The sequence below is a fragment of the Halomonas sp. AOP13-D3-9 genome (assembly GCF_052379125.1).
Classification (GTDB): Bacteria; Pseudomonadota; Gammaproteobacteria; order Pseudomonadales; family Halomonadaceae; genus Vreelandella.
Genome location: NZ_JBQSYH010000022.1, coordinates 55,791 through 73,165, shown reverse-complemented (window position 1 = coordinate 73,165; position 17,375 = coordinate 55,791). Strand labels below are relative to the sequence as shown.

Below are 17,375 nucleotides of genomic sequence, written 5' to 3'. Positions count from 1 at the left end.
GCTGTAACAGAATGGCTGTAAGGAAATCGCGCCTGATGCCACTAATCGATTCAACAGCACGCAATGACTCGCTACCACCACTGGAGTGCCTACAATGACCCGACTTTCGCTTTTGCGCCCCTTAACGCTCTGTATCATGGCAGTTGCAGGCCTCGCCAGTGCGTCACTCCAAGCCCAGTCGTCTCAAGAGCATGCCAATGCAGAAGCGACGTTTGCCGGGGGCTGCTTCTGGTGCATGGAACCGCCTTACGACAACCAACCCGGCGTCAGTGCCACCATTTCCGGCTATATCGGCGGCGAGCTTGAGAACCCCAGCTACGAAGATATCACCCGAGGTAACACGGGCCACGCTGAAGTTGTTCAAATCGAATACGACTCAGAGCAGATCAGCTACGCGCAGCTACTGGAGATCTTCTGGCGCAATATCGACCCCTTCGCGGTAGACCGTCAGTTCTGCGATGTGGGCGATCAGTACCGTTCGGCGATCTTTTATCATAACGACGAACAGCGCGAACTGGCCGAAGCCTCCAAAGCGGAAATGGAAGAACGCTTTGACCGAGAAATCGCCACCCAAATAGTACCGGCAAACACCTTCTGGCCTGCCGAGGAGTATCACCAGGACTATTACCAAAAGAACCCGGTGCGCTATAAGTTCTACCGCTACAGCTGTGGTCGCGACGGCCGCCTGGAAGAGGTCTGGGGTGAAGAAGCCGGTGGGCCTACGTTTGAGTAGCAAGTGAACAATATGATCTAACGCCAGCGCCGCTGCTTTTTCACCAACGTCGACTGATCGATTCCCAGTACAGCGGCCGCTGCGCGTGTCGTGCCATGCTTGGCAAGCGCTTGTTGAATGAGTTGCTGTTCAAACCGACTAACCTGCTGTCGCAGATCACCACTCACGGACTCTAAACTAACCGGCAGAGCGGGAAATATCTCACTCGGCAGCGTAGTGGTAGTGATCTCGTCCTCTACCGCAGTGACGGCTAAGCGCTCGGTTAAATTGATCAGCTCACGGATATTGCCAGGCCATGAGTAGTTCGAAAGTAATTCCAACGCCTCGGGATTCCAGCGCCTATTAACATCGTGCAACTGATTAAAATGGTCTAGGTAATAGTTCAGTAAGGGGATTACCTCATCGCGACGTTGTCGCAAAGGGGGTAACCATAGCGGCACCACGCTTATGCGATAAAATAGATCCTCACGAAAGCTCCCTTTCTTAACGTGGTCATTTAAATTCTGATGGGTAGCGGTAATCAGGCGAACATTGGTATGACGGAAAGCTGTCCCGCCTACTGGCAAATAGCGATTTTCTTCCACCACTTTGAGTAGCTTCACCTGCAACGCGAGGGGTAAATCGCCAATCTCATCCAGAAAAAGCGTGCCGCCATGGGCCACATCCAGTAGCCCCTGCTTACCTCTTGGCGCAGCTCCGGTAAACGCCCCGGCGGCATAGCCAAACAGTTCTGCTTCCAGCAACCCTTCCGGAAATGCCGCACAGTTAAGCTCCATAAACGGCCCTTCCATACGGTCACTTTGCTGGTGGATATAGCGCGCCAACAGCGTTTTACCCGTCCCGGTTTCCCCTTGAATCAGAATCTTCGCGGTTGATTTCGCCACTCGCTTAGCAAGCGCAAAGCAGGGTTCGGTTTGCTGGCTGGTGATCACCCCAGGCGCACTTAGTGACGTTATCTCAGGTACTTTATACGCCTCACGAATGCGCTGGATCTGCTCTAACTGCTCCTGGGCGTGTTTCGCCAGCAACAGCTCGGTAATGTCACGCACACTGGTAACCACATAGGCAATGGAGCCATCGGCATTGAACATGGGCGTCCCGGTCACAACAATCTTGCGACTGCCATGAATGGTCTGCACCAGCGTAATCGGGCGATGTTCCCGGATAACCTCCAACGAGGCTGACTTAGAAATAAATCCCGCCTTCACCAAGTCAGCCATATGGAAGCCCACTACCTCCGCACGTGAAATACCCGTGATACGTTCATAAGCTTTATTGATCGTCACCGTAATACCATTGGCATCGGTGATATAGACACCGTCATGCAAGGCATCCAGAAATGAACGTAATGGCTCTTGGTCGAAGCCAGACGCATCAACGCTTTCAGCCTCCGTCTGAGGTTTAATGCCTGTTACACGGTAGCGCATACACTCGCCTACCAACTGGCCTAGCGCCGCGTCGCGCTGTGCCTTTTCAATATCGGTGCGGGTTAATACCCCAATCACCTGACCGTGGGTATCAAATACCTCAACCGCATCAGTGCCGTGCAAATCAAATAACGGCAGCGCGGCTTCCAACGAAAGGCACTCTTCGATACGTTGCATAACAGCTCCCCTGATAGACCGCGCCCACCGCTTTCACGGTGGGCACTGGTTCTCAACCCCATAGCGCTTAAGCCACTATAAAGGCAGAGTCTGTTATTTGCGCAAAGGCACCACCGGTTCAGGATCAGTCTCTGGTAGCAATGCCTCATCCCAATCTTTCACGAAAGTTTTATCCACCTCGCCTGAGAAGAAGCGTTTGCCGTAAATTAACGCGCAAAGCAAGATACCTACCGCAAAAGCCCAAGTAGCACCTTTAATGACTAGCATGGCGGCGATAATGCCCGCGATACCCAAGTCCCGCTGGCTGCGCGCCTCCATAATGCCAATACGCACACTCACGTAGCCCTGAATTAACAGCGTAAGCGCCAGCGCAATCCCCAGAATCGGTTGCACCAAACTCACGATCGGCAGCAATAATAATCCCGTATTGGTTCCCCAGCGAAACGAGCCAGAGCCACCAAAGATAGAGTTCATCGCCGCTTTGCCCTGCTTGTAACGCTCCACCGTGACCACATGCATCGCAGCCCACAGCGGGCCACACATCACTACATCGGGGCCAAAGATACTCATACCGAAATTACGCCCACCAAAAATCATATGGGCACGGTTAGGGTTATAGTCAATTTTTTCATCCTGACGCTTCTCGTCAGCCTCTTCCAACAGCGCCTTGCTTTGAAGCACATCGCCAAACAGCACAATGTAAGCCGCAATAACGGTAGGAATGGCCGTTAAAAACATCATCAAGGGCGGTAAACCAACGCCAAATACCGTGTATTCACTGAACATCAGCGCGAAATCCGGCTGACTAAAGCCCCACTCAACGTCCGGCCAGGGCGCTTCACCAAACAGCGGGGCCACCACAATCGCCAGTACGATAATCGGAAAAATACCCAGCTTACCAATTGCTCCCCACAGGCCACCCTGCGCTTTCAGCTTGTTGTAATGGCGAGAAAAAATCAGATAAAACGCGACACCCACGGCAATGGCAATGGTAAAGGGGTACTGCTCAAAACGGCCGCCTTCATCAAACACCACCACTATGGCGGCTAGGCCCGCGCCCATAATGACCCCCGCTTTAATAGCAGAAGGAATGAGCCGCACCACTTTACTGGCCATGCCCGTTACCCCCAGGCCCAGTGCCAGCATCCCCAGCATCATCTGGAAGGCAATGAGCGCATGAACCCTGTCCCCCCCTTCGGGAAAGGTGGAGACATAAGCGATCAGTAGTGGGATAGCAGGAGTAATCCAGCCAGGAATCACCGGGTCACCCAGCAGGTGATGAAGTAAATAGAGCAGGCCATTTAAAATAACGATGGCCAACGCCGCTTCAAACGGCATGCCCAGTAGCTGCATCATCAACGGGATCGCAGCAAGATCCACCGCGCACATCAAAAGCCCTTGCAGGTAATCGGGCAGTTCAAAACGATAATGGTAAAACGGCAGGCGTAGCTTAAACGGCCCTAGCGGTGTGTACGGGCTCTCTTCACCGTCAACGCGATGCTTCCAAGCGCTCATGGCATGGACTCCTGTTTAAAGTTGTTAGTATTTTTAATAAACGTTTTGTCGTTATGGCGTTTTTAATAGCGGCGCATTAATAAGCGGCGTGGTAAATCGCCTCCACATCCGCAAGCGTTAATACCCGCGGGTTATTGCGCAGCAAACGTTCTACCTTAATGGCTTCGGCGGCCAACTCAGGAATGGCGGATTCAGAAATATCAAACGAGCGTAACCCGGAAGGAATCTCCACATCGGCACAAAGCTTATGCATGCGCTGGATAACCGCATTGGCGACGGCATCATCCGAAAGCCCAGCCACGGGTTCATCAAACGCCACCGCAATGCCACGAAAGCGCTCGACGCAAGCCAGCTTGTTCCACTCCATGACAAAGGGCAGTAACAGCGCATTAGTCACCCCATGGGCCAGGTGGTAGCGCCCACCTAACGGATACGCCAACGCATGGACTGCGCCCACGCCGGCATTACCAAAGGCCAGGCCTGCCAGCAGGCTACCGGTGGCCATATCTTCACGGGCCTGGAGATTGTTGGGATTGGCAAACGCCATGGGGAGCGCATGCACAATGAGGTTCATTGCCTTAACTGCCAATGCATCGGTAATCGGCGTGGCAAAGTTAGATAGATACGCCTCCACTGCATGGACCAACGCATCCACCCCGCTGGCCGCCGTCACAGACCGTGGGCAACTAAGCGTAAGCTCAGGCGCGACAATCGCGACATCCGGTAATAAGCAGTCACTGACGATGCCCTTTTTCATCTGTTGGGCTTTATCCGACAGAATCGCGATATTGGTCACTTCAGAACCGGTGCCCGCCGTGGTGGGCATGGCGATCAAAGGTATTGTGCGTTGATCAACCATGTTCTCGCCAAACAACGCCTCCAGCGGACCTTCGTAGTGCGCATATACCGCCACACACTTAGCGATGTCCATGGCACTCCCGCCGCCGACGGCAATAACGCTGTCGTGCTTGCCAGCATTAAAAGCGCGGGTACACATTTCGACTATTTCCACTTCCGGCTCGGGCGTTACCTGATCAAACACCTCATAGGTCACCTTTAGTGCCGTAAGCTGCTCAGTAATCATATCCAGCGTGCCAGAAGCCATCACACCGCTATCGGTAACGATTAAGGGCCGCTGCATACCCAACGATTGGACATAAGGCTGCAACTGCTTTGCGGCCCCATGGCCGGTAATCAGCTTACCGGCGCTTTTAAAGCTACTCACTTGATTAAAGCTACTTAATTGCATATGGCGCTTCCTATTAGCTTTTATTGGTTGTTTTACCAGCTCGATTATCAAACCGAGAATAGCGCTGGCCACTTATTACTTAGCAAACGTCGTGCCAACCTAAAAAATAAACAACTAACTGATTTAATTGATAAAAAAAGTAAACATAAAATTATGCAGGTATATGGAAAGCAAATAATCATCGGACATCGACATTTTGATGACTTAATTCATCAACGTGTCAGGATGCTGGCCCAAGCATGGTAACGATGCGCTTCAAACAAACACCCCTACAATTTATCGCAATGCGATAAATAATAACTCTTGCCGATAAATAAAAAGTCACCTAGGCTCTGAAGTGACGTTACCGAACAGCTTTTAACAAGGCGTAAATAACAACCCCCAACACTCTCAATGGTGACCCAATGAAACCTACATCCGACAGCCAACCTCTTCTTCACTTTAAAAAAGCGATGCTGTTACCGGCAGTACTGGGCGTAGCCTTATCGCTTGGTGCCACGGCAAACGCACAGGAAGTGCTAAAAGCAGGCGGAACGCCAAGCGGGATTCCGTTTACGTTTCTGGACGTGCAAACCAATGAGATCACCGGCGCGATGGTCGATCTGGTCAATGCACTGGGCGAAGATATGGGCTATGAGGTCACTATTCAGGAGTCGCAGTTCAACGCCTTGATACCCTCGCTGACCGCTGGGCATATCGACATCATTTCCGCCGCGATGCTGAAGACCGAAGAGCGCGCCAAACAGGTCGCGTTCAGCGATGATGTTTACCCCTATGGCGAAGGGGTCGTTACCCGTCAGGACTATGATGGCGAGATCAACACCCTGGAAGACCTCTCGGGCGAAGTGATTGGAGCCCAGGTAGGCACCACCTACGTCGAACAGCTCAACAACATGGGCATTTTTCCAGAAATCCGTAATTATGACTCCCTGGCAGACATGATGCGTGACATCTCGTTAGGTCGAATCGTGGCGGGTGTCGGTGATGCCCCCATCATGAGCTACCACCTCAGCCAAGACCGCTTTCCAGAACTCCAGCTAGCAGACAACTACGAGCAACAAATGGTTGGCCACATCGGCTTTGCAGTTGACCAGGAAAACACCGAACTGCTGGAACAAGTGAACACATCACTTGCTAACCTGAAAGAGAATGGCACTCTCGATGCCATCTTCGAAGAATGGGGCTTATAACCCCCACAGGTACCCCACCGGCAGCGTTAACGAACCCGCCTGCTAATGATCACCCCAGCACCGCTTCACTGCCCCTTCGGGGGTAGTTGAAGAAGTGCATGCAAAATAAAGGCTTACCATGGAGTTTTCGGACATCACCGCCTTTCTACCCATTTTATTAAAAGGTGCTCTGATCACGGTGCAGATCACCATTGGCGCCCTACTGCTAAGCACCCTGCTCGGCCTGCTCTTAGCCCTGATGAAGCTCTCGCCCGTGCGGGCGCTGTCGCTCACCGCAGGCACCTTCATCAATGTGGTGCGCGGCCTCCCGATTATCGTTCAACTGTTTTACATCTACTTCGTACTCCCCGAACTCGGCATACAACTTAGCGCCTTCCAGGCCAGTATTATCGGGCTCGGGGTGGCCTATAGTGCCTACCAAGCTGAAAACTTCCGCGCCGGTATCGAAGCGATTGAAGCGGGCCAGATTGAAGCCGCCAGATCCATCGGCATGAAAAGCAAGCTCATCATGCGCCGCGTCGTACTGCCCCAGGCAATACGCATTGCGCTGCCACCCTATGGCAACACGGCCGTCATGATTCTGAAAGACTCATCGCTAGCCTCCACCATCACCGTGGCCGAAATGACGCGGGCCGGGCAGTTAATTGCCGCCTCCACCTTTCAGAACACCACGGTTTACACCCTGGTCGCCCTGCTCTACCTCTGCCTTAGCTTACCGTTGATTTTTGGCGTTAACCGCCTAGAGCGCTATTTCGGAAAGTCAGCGAAGGGAGGCAAATCATGATCAACATCAACGCTATTCATAAATCCTTTGGCGACGTAGAAGTACTCAAAGGGGTCAGCCTAACGGTCGCCAAAGGCGAAGTGGTTTGTCTGATTGGCCCTTCAGGTTCAGGCAAGTCGACCGTGCTTCGCTGTATTAACGGCCTGGAGTCCTATGACCAGGGCAGCATTACGATCAATGATCGCCAGGTCGATGTGGCCAGCAAAGACATTAACGACCTGCGTACTCAAGTCGGCATGGTATTTCAGCGATTCAACCTTTTCCCCCACCGAACGGTGGTCGAAAACGTTATGGAAGGGCCGATTTTCGTCAAAAACGAACCCCGTGAGACCGCCCACGCCAACGCCATTGTGCTGTTGGAGAAAGTGGGGCTAGGCGACAAAGTTGAGGCCTACCCGCAGCAGCTATCCGGCGGCCAACAGCAGCGTGTCGCCATTGCCCGCGCCCTGGCCATGCAACCGGAAGCCATTCTGTTCGATGAACCCACCTCCGCCCTCGACCCCGAACTGGTGGGCGATGTGTTAACCGTCATGCGCGACTTGGCCAACGAAGGCATGACCATGGTGGTCGTCACCCATGAAATGAGCTTTGCCAAAGAAGTGGCCGATCGCGTCTGCTTTTTGTATGGCGGACAGATTGTCGAATCCGGCGATGCCCACACGCTGCTTACCCAGCCTTCCCACGAGCGCACCCAGGATTTTCTGCGCCGCGTGCTAAACCATTAACGGAGACCAAGGATGGCAAACTCATCTCAGATGCCCCCCTCCCTGTGGGCTGACACAGCTCCCGCGGGCAGAGACTACCCAGCGCTGCAGGGCGCTCAGCGCAGCGATGTGGTGATCATCGGCGGCGGTTTTACCGGCCTTTCCGCCGCCCTGGCACTCGCCAAGCGCGGCATCAGCACGTTGTTACTGGAAGCCGAAAGCATCGGCTGGGGCGCCTCCGGCCGTAACGGCGGCCAAGTCATCCCCGGTCTCAAATACGACCCGGATGAACTCATCACACGCTATGGCGAAGAGCGCGGCCAACGCATGATCGCGCTCTCAGCCCGCAATGCCGATGTGGTGTTTGACCTGATAAAGCAGCACAACATTGACTGCGAAGCCCAGCAGCGCGGCTGGATTCAACCCGCCGTAACCCACGCCAGCCTGAAAGCGATTGAATCTCGCGCCCGCCAATGGCAATCCCGCGGCGTAGAGATCACCTGGTTAGACCAGCAGCAGTGCGCAGAGCGTCTCGGCACCTCAGAGTATCTTGGCGGCTGGGTAGACCCCAGGGCCGGCGGGCTGAATCCGCTCGCCTACGCCCGCGGGCTGGCACAGGCAGCGCATGAAAATGGAGCAACACTGCATGAACACACCCGCGTCACCTCACTGACCCGCGCCGGAGATCGCTGGCGCGTCATGGCGGAAGGCGGTGCGGAAATCCAGGCGGAACGGGTCCTACTCTGCACCAACGGATACAGCGATGCCCTGCAGCCCAAACTCGCCAGTAGCCTGATCGCCGCCAATAGCTATCAGGTCGCCACCCGTCCTCTCACGTCAGAAGAAGGAAACTCTATTCTACCCGGTGGCGAAGTAGCGTCGGATGCCCGCAAGCTGCTTCTCTATTTTCGTCGTGACCGGGAAGGCCGCCTGCTGATGGGCGGTCGAGGCTCCTTCAACGACCCGCGCAAGCCAAGTGACTTTCGGCACCTCGAAAACGCCATTATCAAACTCTACCCCCAGCTAAAGTACGTAGAGATCGCCTTTCGCTGGGCAGGTCGTATCGCCATCACCCAGGATTCGCTTCCCCATGTACACGAACCCCAGCCGGGGCTTACCGTGGCGCTGGGCTATAATGGCCGTGGCGTGGCCATGGGTAGCCATATGGGTAAATTACTGGGAGAGCACCTCGGTGAAAATTCGCTGGAGGAAGCCCTACCTTTTCCCCTAAGCCCCATCAAGCCGATTCCACTCCACGGCCTACAAAGGCTGTATGTTGAAACGGTGGTCAATTACTATCGGGCCAGAGACTGGCTGGAGCGCTAAACCGCCCACACGCTTCCACAGCAACACACAAGATGTTGATACGTTCCCCTTGTTGCCTCATACCCAAGGGGAACACGTAAGGAATTCTATAAAAGCATGAAGCACGCCAACGCCAACGAACCACGCTCGCCGCAGTTCAATCAATCGCTTGCTAAAGCGTTTGATTTGCTTGAGCTATTTGATGCTCAGCACAGCGAACTCAGCCTCTCGGAAATCGCCAAGTTTTCAGGGTTAAGTATGGGCTCGGTGCAGCGCATCACCCACACGCTCGAACAACTCGGCTACCTGGTCAAAGCGCCCGCCAGCCGCAAATATCGGCTCGGCATCCGCCTGATGACGCTCTCCGCCAACTATTTAGAAGCCGATTTACTGGTCGATTGCGCCAACCCCTACCTCTCAGAATTGAGCAACAGCTGCCTGGAGACCGTTTCGCTCACCGAACCCAGCGGGCTCGATATGATCTACATGGCCCGTTTTACCAGCCGCCATTACATTCCCATTCATATGCCCGTGGGCAGCAGCGTACCGATGTACTGCTCCGCCTCCGGTAGAGCGTTCTTATCAGCGCTAGACGACACCAGCGTTCAGGAGTACTTAACCGCCTGCGAGTTAAAGTCCCATACTCCAAATACGATTACCGATATAAGCGCCCTAACCGACTTGATCCGAGAATGTCGTACACGTGGCGTCGCCTGGAACGATGCTGAATACTTCCTGGGGGATATCAACATTGCTGCGCCAATAAGCAACGCTGCAGGTTTACCGGTAGCCGCTGTGCACATCACAACCCCCAGCAGCCGCTGGAACCTTGAGCGAGCACTGGAACAGCTTGCCCCCTCTTTAATGGAGTGTGCTCGCGCGATCACAAAGGCCGCCCGCATGCGTAGTTAACGCTGTCGCGTTTAATAGATTTTTTCAATAAGCATTAAACATCAACCTGATACAGATAGCTGCGCTCAAATTCCATACGCAATACTTGGAACTGATCGCTCTTACCACTGCCGGATAAATAACACCGATGCTATGCATGGTCGCTGTTTTTGTACTACAGTGACCGGCTATAAATAATAGACCGGTCGACTAAGCACCCAGGAGCTGGGCGCTTTGACCCAAACGTTGATCTATAGATAGGAGATCTTATGAGCAACAGCATTACGACGATCAATCCCACCAATGGTGAAGCCCTCGAAACCTATGCGTTGATGAGCAGCGCAGAAGCGAAGCAGGTTGTGGACGCCTGCTACGAGGCCTTTCTCGATTGGCGCTTAGCATCTCTGGAAAGCCGCGCTAAAACAGTCAAAGCGATTGGCCAAGCGATGCAAGAGCACAAAGAAGAGCTTGCCGACCTGATGGTCAAGGAAATGGGCAAACTGCCTTCTCAGGCCCGCCAGGAAGTGGATCTGTGTACCGGCATCTGTGATTACACCGCTGAACACGGCCCCAAAAAGCTGGCTGACGAAGAGCGCCAGCCTGGCAACGGCGAGCGTGGTTTCGTGACCTACTCACCAATGGGTGTGATCTACGGCATTCAGCCCTGGAACTTCCCCGCGTATCAGGTGGTACGTTACTCCATCGCCAATATTATGGCGGGTAACGGCGTACTGCTAAAACACGCTGAAAACGTGACCGGCAGCGGCCTGCTGCTTGAAAAAATCTACCGTAAAGCAGGGCTCCCCGAAAACGTTTTCCGTACGCTAGTGATCTCTCACGACATATCTGACGAAGTGATTGCTCACTCTGCAGTGCGGGGCGTCACGCTCACGGGTAGTGATGGTGCGGGCCGCAAAGTGGCCGGCAAGGCCGCGGAGCACCTTAAAAAGACCGTGCTTGAGCTGGGCTCCAACGACGCTTACCTGGTACTCGATGACGCCGACATGGATGTGGCCATCGACACCTGCGTGCAGGGGCGCGTCTACAACGGTGGGCAAACCTGCGTTGCCGCCAAGCGTTTTGTAGTGACTGAAAAGAACTACGAAACGTTTAAACAGCGCTACGTAGAACGTATGCAGGCGCTGAAAGCAGGCGACCCAACTCAAGAAGGCAGCGACCTTGGTCCCATGGCTCGCGTTGATCTGCGCGATGGGCTTCACGAACAAGTGGAAGAAAGTGTTCGTAAAGGTGCGAAAATTCTCTGCGGCGGTGAAAAGCCTTCAGGTAAAGGTGCTTTCTATCCGGTCACTGTGCTGGATAACGTGACCCCCGGTCAGCCAGCATACGACGATGAGCTATTTGGCCCTGTAGCAGCGTTGATTCGTGCTAAAGATGACGAAGACGCCATGCGCATTGCCAACGACAGCCGTTATGGCCTGGGCGGCGGCATTATCTCTAAAGATGTGAAGCGCGCCACCGAACTTGCCAGTAAGTACTTTGATACGGGTATGGTGTTTATTAACGGCTTTGGTGTTGCTACCCCAGAGATGCCGTTTGGCGGCGTCAAAAACTCCGGCTACGGCCGTGAGCATGGCGGTTTCGGCATGCTTGAGTTCGTCAATGCCAAGTCGGTGATTGTCGTGCAAGAGTAATTCCGTAAACGCTCAAAATCGTGAGCGATAACCAAGAGCGCCGCTAGCTTTTCATCAGGCTAGCGGCGCTTTTTTCGTTGCGCGCACTCTTACGAGTTTAACTGTTGCCCTGATGCTCGACGCTGCCAAAGCTTTAGCCCAATCGCCATTACCACCCAGGTCACCAGCGCCGCAATCACATCATCTAACACGATGCCAAAACCGCCGTTAACATACTCTGCCAGATGAATCGGCGGCGGCTTCAGTGCATCGAAAAAGCGGTAAACACCGAATGCCAGCGCCATAACCAGCGGATGGCGGGCGGCCTGCAACCCGATTACCGCCAGCGGGAACGCCACATATTCATCGGCAACGATACTGCCATGATCTAATTCTTCATGCCCCAGTCCAACATAGTGCCAGGCGGCAACGTGGCAAACCGGTACGGCAAGTAGCAACAGAGCTGCCATAATGGTGCCCTGCTGCACCAGCGGGCGGCTCAACAGCCACCACGCCAAGGGAATGCCCAGCAGCGAGCCAAAAGTACCGGGCGCCACCGGCGATAGCCCCAGCCCAAAGCCGGTGGCTATCCAAAAATTAACCGTATCCAGCATTAACCCGCCTGCTGCGCTTGACGCTCAAGTTCGGCGGTCATCTCTTTAGGCAAGTTAAGCGCACTGCCCAACTGATCAAGCCAAGCGCGCTCCATGGGGTTTTGATCATCTGTTACGGCCACGCTGATCAGGTACATTTCCCGGGCCGCTTGAGGGGAGTCTGCTTCGCGGGCCAGCGCCTGAGCATCCAGCGGTGCCTTTAGCTGTTGCTCCACCCAGTTATGCATCTCTTGATCAGCACCTAGGGCATCAATCTGTTCAGTAATCAGCGCCTGCTCCTGCTCATCAATATGACCATCGGCTCGGGCGGCCATAATCATCGCCTGCAGCAGTTCCAGGCTGCGACGCTCTTGGTACTCGCCGCTAAGCGCTTCTACCCGCTCGCCTTCGCTTGCGCTGGCTTGACTAGCCGACGGTTGCGCGCCGCCGTTTTTAGCCGCTTGGGAACTCTGCCACGCCTTCCATGCCAGCGCACCGACACCTGCAATGGCACCGTACTTGAGCACTTTGCCCCCCATGCTGCGACCGCGCTTGGAGCCGATTAACATTCCCATGGCACCACCGCCGAGCAGGCTTTTCATATCAAAACCGCTGGAGGAACCACCGCCTTGACTGCTGCCACCGCCCAACTGCTTTGAAAGTCCGCTCAGCATGCCTTTAACATCGACCCCGCTGCTGCTGCCGCCCTTCTGGCTACCGCCGGCCTGCTGCATAAGCTGCTGTAAAATCTTGCTTGCGTTCATCCTTGTACTCCTAAGAAGACAGTATATTGAGTGCGCGCTTGACGACTTACTCACGTTATAAAACATGCTGTATGAACGCAGCATGAATTCATGCCACTTCAAGCGTCAAAGAAGTGCGCCTTTCACTTCCACCGAGCTCCCGTGTCGGCTGGCATGCACCTCTATACGGACTGGCATTTGCTCCTTGAGTTCGCTGACATGGGAGATCACCCCGATCATACGCCCGCCCATTTGCAGCTCGCTGAGCATGGCGATGGCTTGGTCCAGGGCATCCTGATCCAGGCTACCAAAGCCCTCATCGATAAATAGCGTATCCAGCTGAATGCCGCCAGCATACGCCTGCACTACGTCGGAAAGCCCCAGCGCCAGCGAGAGTGCGGCCATGAAAGACTCGCCGCCAGACAGCGTTGCCACCGAGCGGTTTTTGCCGGTGTAGGTATCGGCTACATCAAGCTCCAAACCTGACGCTCTGTTGCCCTTGGAGGGATCTTCCCGGCGCACTAGCTGATAGCGCCCGCGGCTCATGCGCACCAACCGTTCGGAGGCTTGAATCAATACGTCATCCAACAGAACGCCCAGCACAAAGCGCTGCAAACTGATGCGATGCCCGGTGCGGCCATTGGCCACCTCGCTGAGTGTACCCCACAGCTGGTACTGGGCTTCCAGTTCGGCCTGGGCGGCGTGGGCTGCGGCAAGCTTTTGGTGAATGCCTGTGAGCGTGGTTAACCTTCCGTCAAGCGTTCGCCACGCCTCTAACTGGGCGTTCTCCTCGGCTTGGGCGGTCTCGGTCAGGCGAGTCAAGGCCTCAAGGTCTGGCGGCGTTTTTTCCGCAAGCTGGGTTTGGTAATTCTGTAGCGCGCCCTCCAGCTCAGCCAGGCGATGTTGATACGTTTCTACCTGGCGAGTCAGCTCACCCCGCTGGGTGTCATCCAGCTGCGCCGCCTGGAACGCCGCGTCATCGTCGAAGGGGCTGGCCTGAAGCGCCGTTTGCCACTCGGTTTGCGCCTGTTCATGCTCCTGTTGGTGACGCTCGACTCGTTGGCTAGCGCCGCGTAACTGCTCTTCCGCCCGTGCCAACTGGGTTTGAGCGATCGATAGCGCCTGCTGAGCGCTCTCCCAGGCTTTTTCAAGCTGGGCGATTTGCTGTTCAAGCTCCGCGAGGGTTCGGCGCATGGCCTCAGGGTCGCGGGCATCTTCCGGCAGCGATTGACTCAACTGGTCGCGCTGGCTCTCCAGGCGCAGGGTGTCTTCTTTGGCCTTCTCGACCGCAGGTAGCTGGGTTTTGAGCTGCTTGTCCAACGCGCCCCACTCCCGGCGCAGCGCATCGCGGGCGGCGGTTTGCTGGCTAATTTCTTTCTCAACGCTTTCCCGCCGCTGCACTTGGCGACGCAATCCTTCGCAGGCATTTTGCAGCGCCATCAGCGGTTGGCTGGCCCACTCACCCAGTTGTTGGTTAAGCCGCTGAACCTGCTCTGCGTTGTAGCTACTCTGTTGGGCGAGGTGTTGAGTGTGACGTTCAGCGGTTTGCAGCGCCTGACGGTGGTTTTCCAGCGCTAAGCGCTCCGTTTCTACTTGCGCTTGGGTAACGACCTCGGCGTTTTGAACCGCCGGGGCTGGGTGCTCCAGGCTGCCACACACCGGGCAAGGGGCGTCCACTTCAAGGCTAAACGCTAACAGTGCGGCCTGCCCCTGGTGCCAGCGCATCTCCTGCTCAGTGGCATAACGCTGCGCTTGCGCCACGTCGCTTTGCTGGCGGCTGAGTGCTTCCGTTGCCTGCTGCTGTTGCTTGGTTAACGCCTGCCCCTGCCGGGTGAGCTCATCCAGCTCTTGGCGCTGGTTGAGCAGGCTTTCATGGCGGCTTAGCTCCGCGGGGGCGCTGGCCAGTTGCTGAAACTCTGTCTGTAAACGCTCCAGATTGATGCCTATGGCTTCCCCCTGCTGGCGAATGCTGTCTAGCTGCTGTTCATCACGTTTGAGCGCCCCATCGGCTTGTTGCCAGGCGGCCTGCGCCGTTTGAAAAAGCGCCTGCCACTCGCTTAGCTGCTGCCCCTTGTGGATAAACTCGCCCAACTGGCGATGCCGCTCGCGCAGCGCGGGAAGTTCTGCCTGACGCTGCCGTGCGGTTTCTAACCCCTGCTGCGCCTGTTCGGCGTGGGCGCGCTGGGTGGTTAACACAGCTTGTGCCTGGCGCTGCTCAGTTTGAGCGGTGGTGAACAAATGCTGCGCTTGGGCGAGCGCAGTGTTCTGCGGGCGCAGCGCCTGAGCGTGGGAGCTTTGCGCTAAACGCTCTTTAATGCTTTCTATGTGGGCCTGCTGCTCAAGATGGCGAGCTTTATCCGCGGCTAGCGACTCCCGGGCCGCAAATTGGCGCTGCAGCGCCTGAGCTTCGTCGCGCTGCTGTTCGGCCTGACGGCGCTGCTGCTGGGCGGTGTCAAAGCGTTGCCGTGCCTCTTCTACTTGGGGCGCCAGCGCCTCTTGCTCCTGCGCTAGGGCGGCTTCGCTTTCCAGCTCACCACCGGCGAGAATGCCGCTAATATGCTGGCGATGGTCATTCACCGCCCGCTCGATTTGACTGGCCTGGGTACGCAGGCGCTCTTCAATACGCTGAAAAATTTGGGTTTGAAACAGCTGGGAAAAAATCACTTCGCGCTCTTTGGAACCTGCCAACAGCAGTTCGCGAAACTTGCCCTGGGGCAATACCATTACCTGACGAAACTGGTTGGCATCCAGGCCAATCAGGGTTTGCAGCTCCGTAGTGGCATCGTTCACCTTGCGCGCCACCAGGCAGGTTTCTACCTCTCCATCGGCTTTTAATCGCCACAGCTGGGCTTCCGCGTTATGGGTGGTGGTGCCTTCACCGCGCGCTTTGGGGCGCTCCTGCTGAGGCACGCGACGCACCCGGTAACCGATCCCTCGCAAACGAAAATCCAGCGTGACTTCGGTGAGCAACGTGGCATCGGCCTGATCGCAGCGCATCTGTGAAGGGTCGCGTTCATTGCCGGTGGTCTGGCCATACAGGGCAAAACAGAGCGCATCGAGAATCGAGCTTTTACCAGCACCGGTGGGGCCGTTAATCAGAAACAGCGGACTTCTACCCAGCGCGGTGAAATCGATGGTCTCATTGCCCGCAAACGGGCCAAACGCCTGCATGGTGAGGGTTAACGGCGTCATTGCTGGGCCTCATCGCGCTGCAGTTGAGTAATTAACGCCGCCATGGCGCTTGCCTGCTCTTCGCTCATGGCTTTCCCACTGGTTTGATTAAAGAAGTCGCTGAACATATCCAGCGCATCAAAGCGCAGCCGCTCGCGATCAAGCTGCTGACTGCCGCGGGCGTCTAACATGCCGGGCTTTTCCAGGTGCAAGACGTTGGGATACACATCGCGCAGCTTGCCCATGGGGTCGAGAATGGCGTGGCGATCGGTAAGCCGCACCAGCAGATAGTCATCAGCGTTCGGGTCTGTTCGCCCCTGGGCTATCAATGCATCAATCTCGCCCTCTAGTATGCGCACTTCACGGCTGGGTATTAGCGGAATCTGTTCAATCTGGGTGACGCCAGTCGCGTCGATATCCACCAGCGTTACGCCTTTACGCTGACTGGCTTCGGAAAAGCTGTATTTGAGCAGCGAGCCGCTGTAGCGAATATGTTCGCCACCGCGATACTGCGGGCCGTGGAGATGGCCAAGTGCTACATAATCAAAGCCTTGCATGGGCTCCCAGGCAACGCTTTCGGCACCGCCCAAGGTCAACGGGCGCTCTGAGTCAGAAGCACTGCCGCCATCCACAAAACAGTGGCTCATCAACACACAGGGCCGTGTGGGGTGGCGCTGCTCGCTAATGCGCTCGACCAAATAGCGGTGGGCGCCGTCAAAGTCGCGGGCATCGACAGCAAACTGGCTGCGCACATGCTCAGGGTCAGCGTAGGGAATGCCGAATACATCGACTTCAACGCCCTTAATCGTCAGCGTGACGGGGGTGGCGAAATCGGCGAGGTCAGAAAGAATATGCAGCCCAGCTTGGCGTAGATGGCGGGCGCCGAAGCGCAGCCGTTCGGCGCCATCGTGGTTGCCTGAAATCATAACCACCGGCAGTTTGCGCTCTTCGCAGAGGGCGTGGAGCACTTCGTCCAGTAGCGTTACCGCCGCAGAGGGTGGCACCGAGCGGTCGTAGATATCGCCCGCAATCAGCACCGCATCGACGTGTTCGCGGTCGATGATCTCGATAAGCTGGTTGAGCACATGGCGCTGGTCATCCAGCAACGACAGGTTGTGGAACAGCCGCCCCAGATGCCAGTCGGCGGTGTGAAGTAGACGCATAACAGGCTCAGCAAAAATAGTGTATCGGCATGATAACAACCCGACACGCTATCTACTCACAAAACTCCATTTCAGCAAAAAAAAGCCCCGCACACGGGC

Annotated in this window: 15 protein-coding genes; 8 read left to right on the top strand and 7 right to left on the bottom strand. The window is 55.7% G+C overall.

Translation table 11 applies throughout. The features are described from left to right. Positions 1–94 precede the first annotated feature (94 nt). Complete coding sequence (gene msrA / locus ACT3UM_RS20995) at positions 95–733, top strand: peptide-methionine (S)-S-oxide reductase MsrA (protein WP_498902014.1); 639 nt, start codon at positions 95–97, stop codon at positions 731–733. Between the two features lie 17 nt (positions 734–750). Here the strand turns inward: msrA and ACT3UM_RS20990 are convergent, their stop codons facing one another. The 3 genes from ACT3UM_RS20990 to ACT3UM_RS20980 form a co-directional block, all read right to left on the bottom strand. Beyond that, positions 751–2,337, bottom strand: a complete 1,587-nt coding sequence (locus ACT3UM_RS20990; RefSeq protein WP_498902013.1) for a sigma 54-interacting transcriptional regulator — start codon at positions 2,335–2,337, stop codon at positions 751–753. A gap of 93 nt (positions 2,338–2,430) precedes the next feature. Further along, positions 2,431–3,852 (bottom strand): hypothetical protein, encoded by a 1,422-nt coding sequence (locus ACT3UM_RS20985; protein WP_498902012.1) that lies wholly within the window; start codon positions 3,850–3,852, stop codon positions 2,431–2,433. Between the two features lie 76 nt (positions 3,853–3,928). After that, positions 3,929–5,101 carry an iron-containing alcohol dehydrogenase gene (locus ACT3UM_RS20980; RefSeq protein ID WP_498902011.1) on the bottom strand — a complete coding sequence of 391 codons (1,173 nt, stop codon included), beginning with the start codon at positions 5,099–5,101 and terminating at the stop codon, positions 3,929–3,931. Here ACT3UM_RS20980 and ACT3UM_RS20975 point away from each other — a divergent pair, their 5' ends adjacent. The 7 genes from ACT3UM_RS20975 (at position 5,102) to ACT3UM_RS20945 (ending at position 11,627) form a co-directional block, all read left to right on the top strand. Then, the gene (locus tag ACT3UM_RS20975) at positions 5,102–5,347 is read left to right on the top strand and encodes a hypothetical protein (RefSeq protein WP_498902010.1); all 246 of its coding nucleotides are present in this window, start codon (positions 5,102–5,104) and stop codon (positions 5,345–5,347) included. Between the two features lie 158 nt (positions 5,348–5,505). Beyond that, positions 5,506–6,291: an ABC transporter substrate-binding protein gene (locus ACT3UM_RS20970; protein ID WP_498902009.1), complete on the top strand. Its 786-nt coding sequence runs from the start codon at positions 5,506–5,508 to the stop codon at positions 6,289–6,291. Between the two features lie 118 nt (positions 6,292–6,409). Then, on the top strand, positions 6,410–7,075 hold the full coding sequence (locus tag ACT3UM_RS20965) for an amino acid ABC transporter permease (RefSeq protein WP_022522437.1): 666 nt from the start codon (positions 6,410–6,412) through the stop codon (positions 7,073–7,075). Beyond that, entirely contained in the window at positions 7,072–7,800 is a 729-nt protein-coding gene (locus ACT3UM_RS20960) for an amino acid ABC transporter ATP-binding protein (RefSeq protein WP_498902008.1), read from the top strand. The genes ACT3UM_RS20965 and ACT3UM_RS20960 overlap by 4 nt, the downstream gene beginning before the upstream one ends. A 12-nt stretch (positions 7,801–7,812) precedes the next feature. Then, positions 7,813–9,105: an NAD(P)/FAD-dependent oxidoreductase gene (locus ACT3UM_RS20955; RefSeq protein ID WP_498902007.1), complete on the top strand. Its 1,293-nt coding sequence runs from the start codon at positions 7,813–7,815 to the stop codon at positions 9,103–9,105. A 96-nt stretch (positions 9,106–9,201) separates the two neighbouring features. Further along, complete coding sequence (locus ACT3UM_RS20950; RefSeq protein ID WP_498902006.1) at positions 9,202–9,996, top strand: IclR family transcriptional regulator; 795 nt, start codon at positions 9,202–9,204, stop codon at positions 9,994–9,996. Positions 9,997–10,244: 248 nt separating this feature from the next. Next, positions 10,245–11,627, top strand: a complete 1,383-nt coding sequence (locus tag ACT3UM_RS20945) for an NAD-dependent succinate-semialdehyde dehydrogenase (protein ID WP_498902005.1) — start codon at positions 10,245–10,247, stop codon at positions 11,625–11,627. 89 nt (positions 11,628–11,716) lie between these two features. Here ACT3UM_RS20945 and ACT3UM_RS20940 read toward each other — a convergent pair whose 3' ends face one another. The 4 genes from ACT3UM_RS20940 to ACT3UM_RS20925 form a co-directional block, all read right to left on the bottom strand. Further along, a complete protein-coding gene (locus tag ACT3UM_RS20940; RefSeq protein ID WP_498902004.1) occupies positions 11,717–12,220 on the bottom strand; it encodes a phosphatidylglycerophosphatase A family protein in 504 nt (167 codons plus the stop codon). Further along, positions 12,220–12,963 carry a tellurite resistance TerB family protein gene (locus ACT3UM_RS20935; protein ID WP_498902003.1) on the bottom strand — a complete coding sequence of 248 codons (744 nt, stop codon included), beginning with the start codon at positions 12,961–12,963 and terminating at the stop codon, positions 12,220–12,222. Before ACT3UM_RS20935 ends, ACT3UM_RS20940 begins: the two co-directional genes overlap by 1 nt. A 105-nt stretch (positions 12,964–13,068) precedes the next feature. Beyond that, complete coding sequence (locus ACT3UM_RS20930) at positions 13,069–16,134, bottom strand: AAA family ATPase (protein WP_498902002.1); 3,066 nt, start codon at positions 16,132–16,134, stop codon at positions 13,069–13,071. Next, positions 16,131–17,276, bottom strand: a complete 1,146-nt coding sequence (locus ACT3UM_RS20925) for an exonuclease SbcCD subunit D (RefSeq protein WP_498902001.1) — start codon at positions 17,274–17,276, stop codon at positions 16,131–16,133. Before ACT3UM_RS20925 ends, ACT3UM_RS20930 begins: the two co-directional genes overlap by 4 nt. Positions 17,277–17,375: the final 99 nt, after the last annotated feature.

What these genes read in the sequence shown, in the direction of transcription:
- msrA (WP_498902014.1), top strand. Translation starts at nt 95, where the DNA reads ATGACCCGACTTTCGCTTTTGCGCCCCTTAACGCTCTGTATCATGGCA.
- ACT3UM_RS20980 (WP_498902011.1), bottom strand. Translation starts at nt 5,101, where the DNA reads ATGCAATTAAGTAGCTTTAATCAAGTGAGTAGCTTTAAAAGCGCCGGT.
- ACT3UM_RS20935 (WP_498902003.1), bottom strand. Translation starts at nt 12,963, where the DNA reads ATGAACGCAAGCAAGATTTTACAGCAGCTTATGCAGCAGGCCGGCGGT.
- ACT3UM_RS20965 (WP_022522437.1), top strand. Translation starts at nt 6,410, where the DNA reads ATGGAGTTTTCGGACATCACCGCCTTTCTACCCATTTTATTAAAAGGT.
- ACT3UM_RS20975 (WP_498902010.1), top strand. Translation starts at nt 5,102, where the DNA reads ATGGCGCTTCCTATTAGCTTTTATTGGTTGTTTTACCAGCTCGATTAT.
- ACT3UM_RS20930 (WP_498902002.1), bottom strand. Translation starts at nt 16,134, where the DNA reads ATGACGCCGTTAACCCTCACCATGCAGGCGTTTGGCCCGTTTGCGGGC.
- ACT3UM_RS20925 (WP_498902001.1), bottom strand. Translation starts at nt 17,276, where the DNA reads ATGCGTCTACTTCACACCGCCGACTGGCATCTGGGGCGGCTGTTCCAC.
- ACT3UM_RS20985 (WP_498902012.1), bottom strand. Translation starts at nt 3,852, where the DNA reads ATGAGCGCTTGGAAGCATCGCGTTGACGGTGAAGAGAGCCCGTACACA.
- ACT3UM_RS20940 (WP_498902004.1), bottom strand. Translation starts at nt 12,220, where the DNA reads ATGCTGGATACGGTTAATTTTTGGATAGCCACCGGCTTTGGGCTGGGG.
- ACT3UM_RS20955 (WP_498902007.1), top strand. Translation starts at nt 7,813, where the DNA reads ATGGCAAACTCATCTCAGATGCCCCCCTCCCTGTGGGCTGACACAGCT.
- ACT3UM_RS20950 (WP_498902006.1), top strand. Translation starts at nt 9,202, where the DNA reads ATGAAGCACGCCAACGCCAACGAACCACGCTCGCCGCAGTTCAATCAA.
- ACT3UM_RS20960 (WP_498902008.1), top strand. Translation starts at nt 7,072, where the DNA reads ATGATCAACATCAACGCTATTCATAAATCCTTTGGCGACGTAGAAGTA.
- ACT3UM_RS20990 (WP_498902013.1), bottom strand. Translation starts at nt 2,337, where the DNA reads ATGCAACGTATCGAAGAGTGCCTTTCGTTGGAAGCCGCGCTGCCGTTA.
- ACT3UM_RS20970 (WP_498902009.1), top strand. Translation starts at nt 5,506, where the DNA reads ATGAAACCTACATCCGACAGCCAACCTCTTCTTCACTTTAAAAAAGCG.
- ACT3UM_RS20945 (WP_498902005.1), top strand. Translation starts at nt 10,245, where the DNA reads ATGAGCAACAGCATTACGACGATCAATCCCACCAATGGTGAAGCCCTC.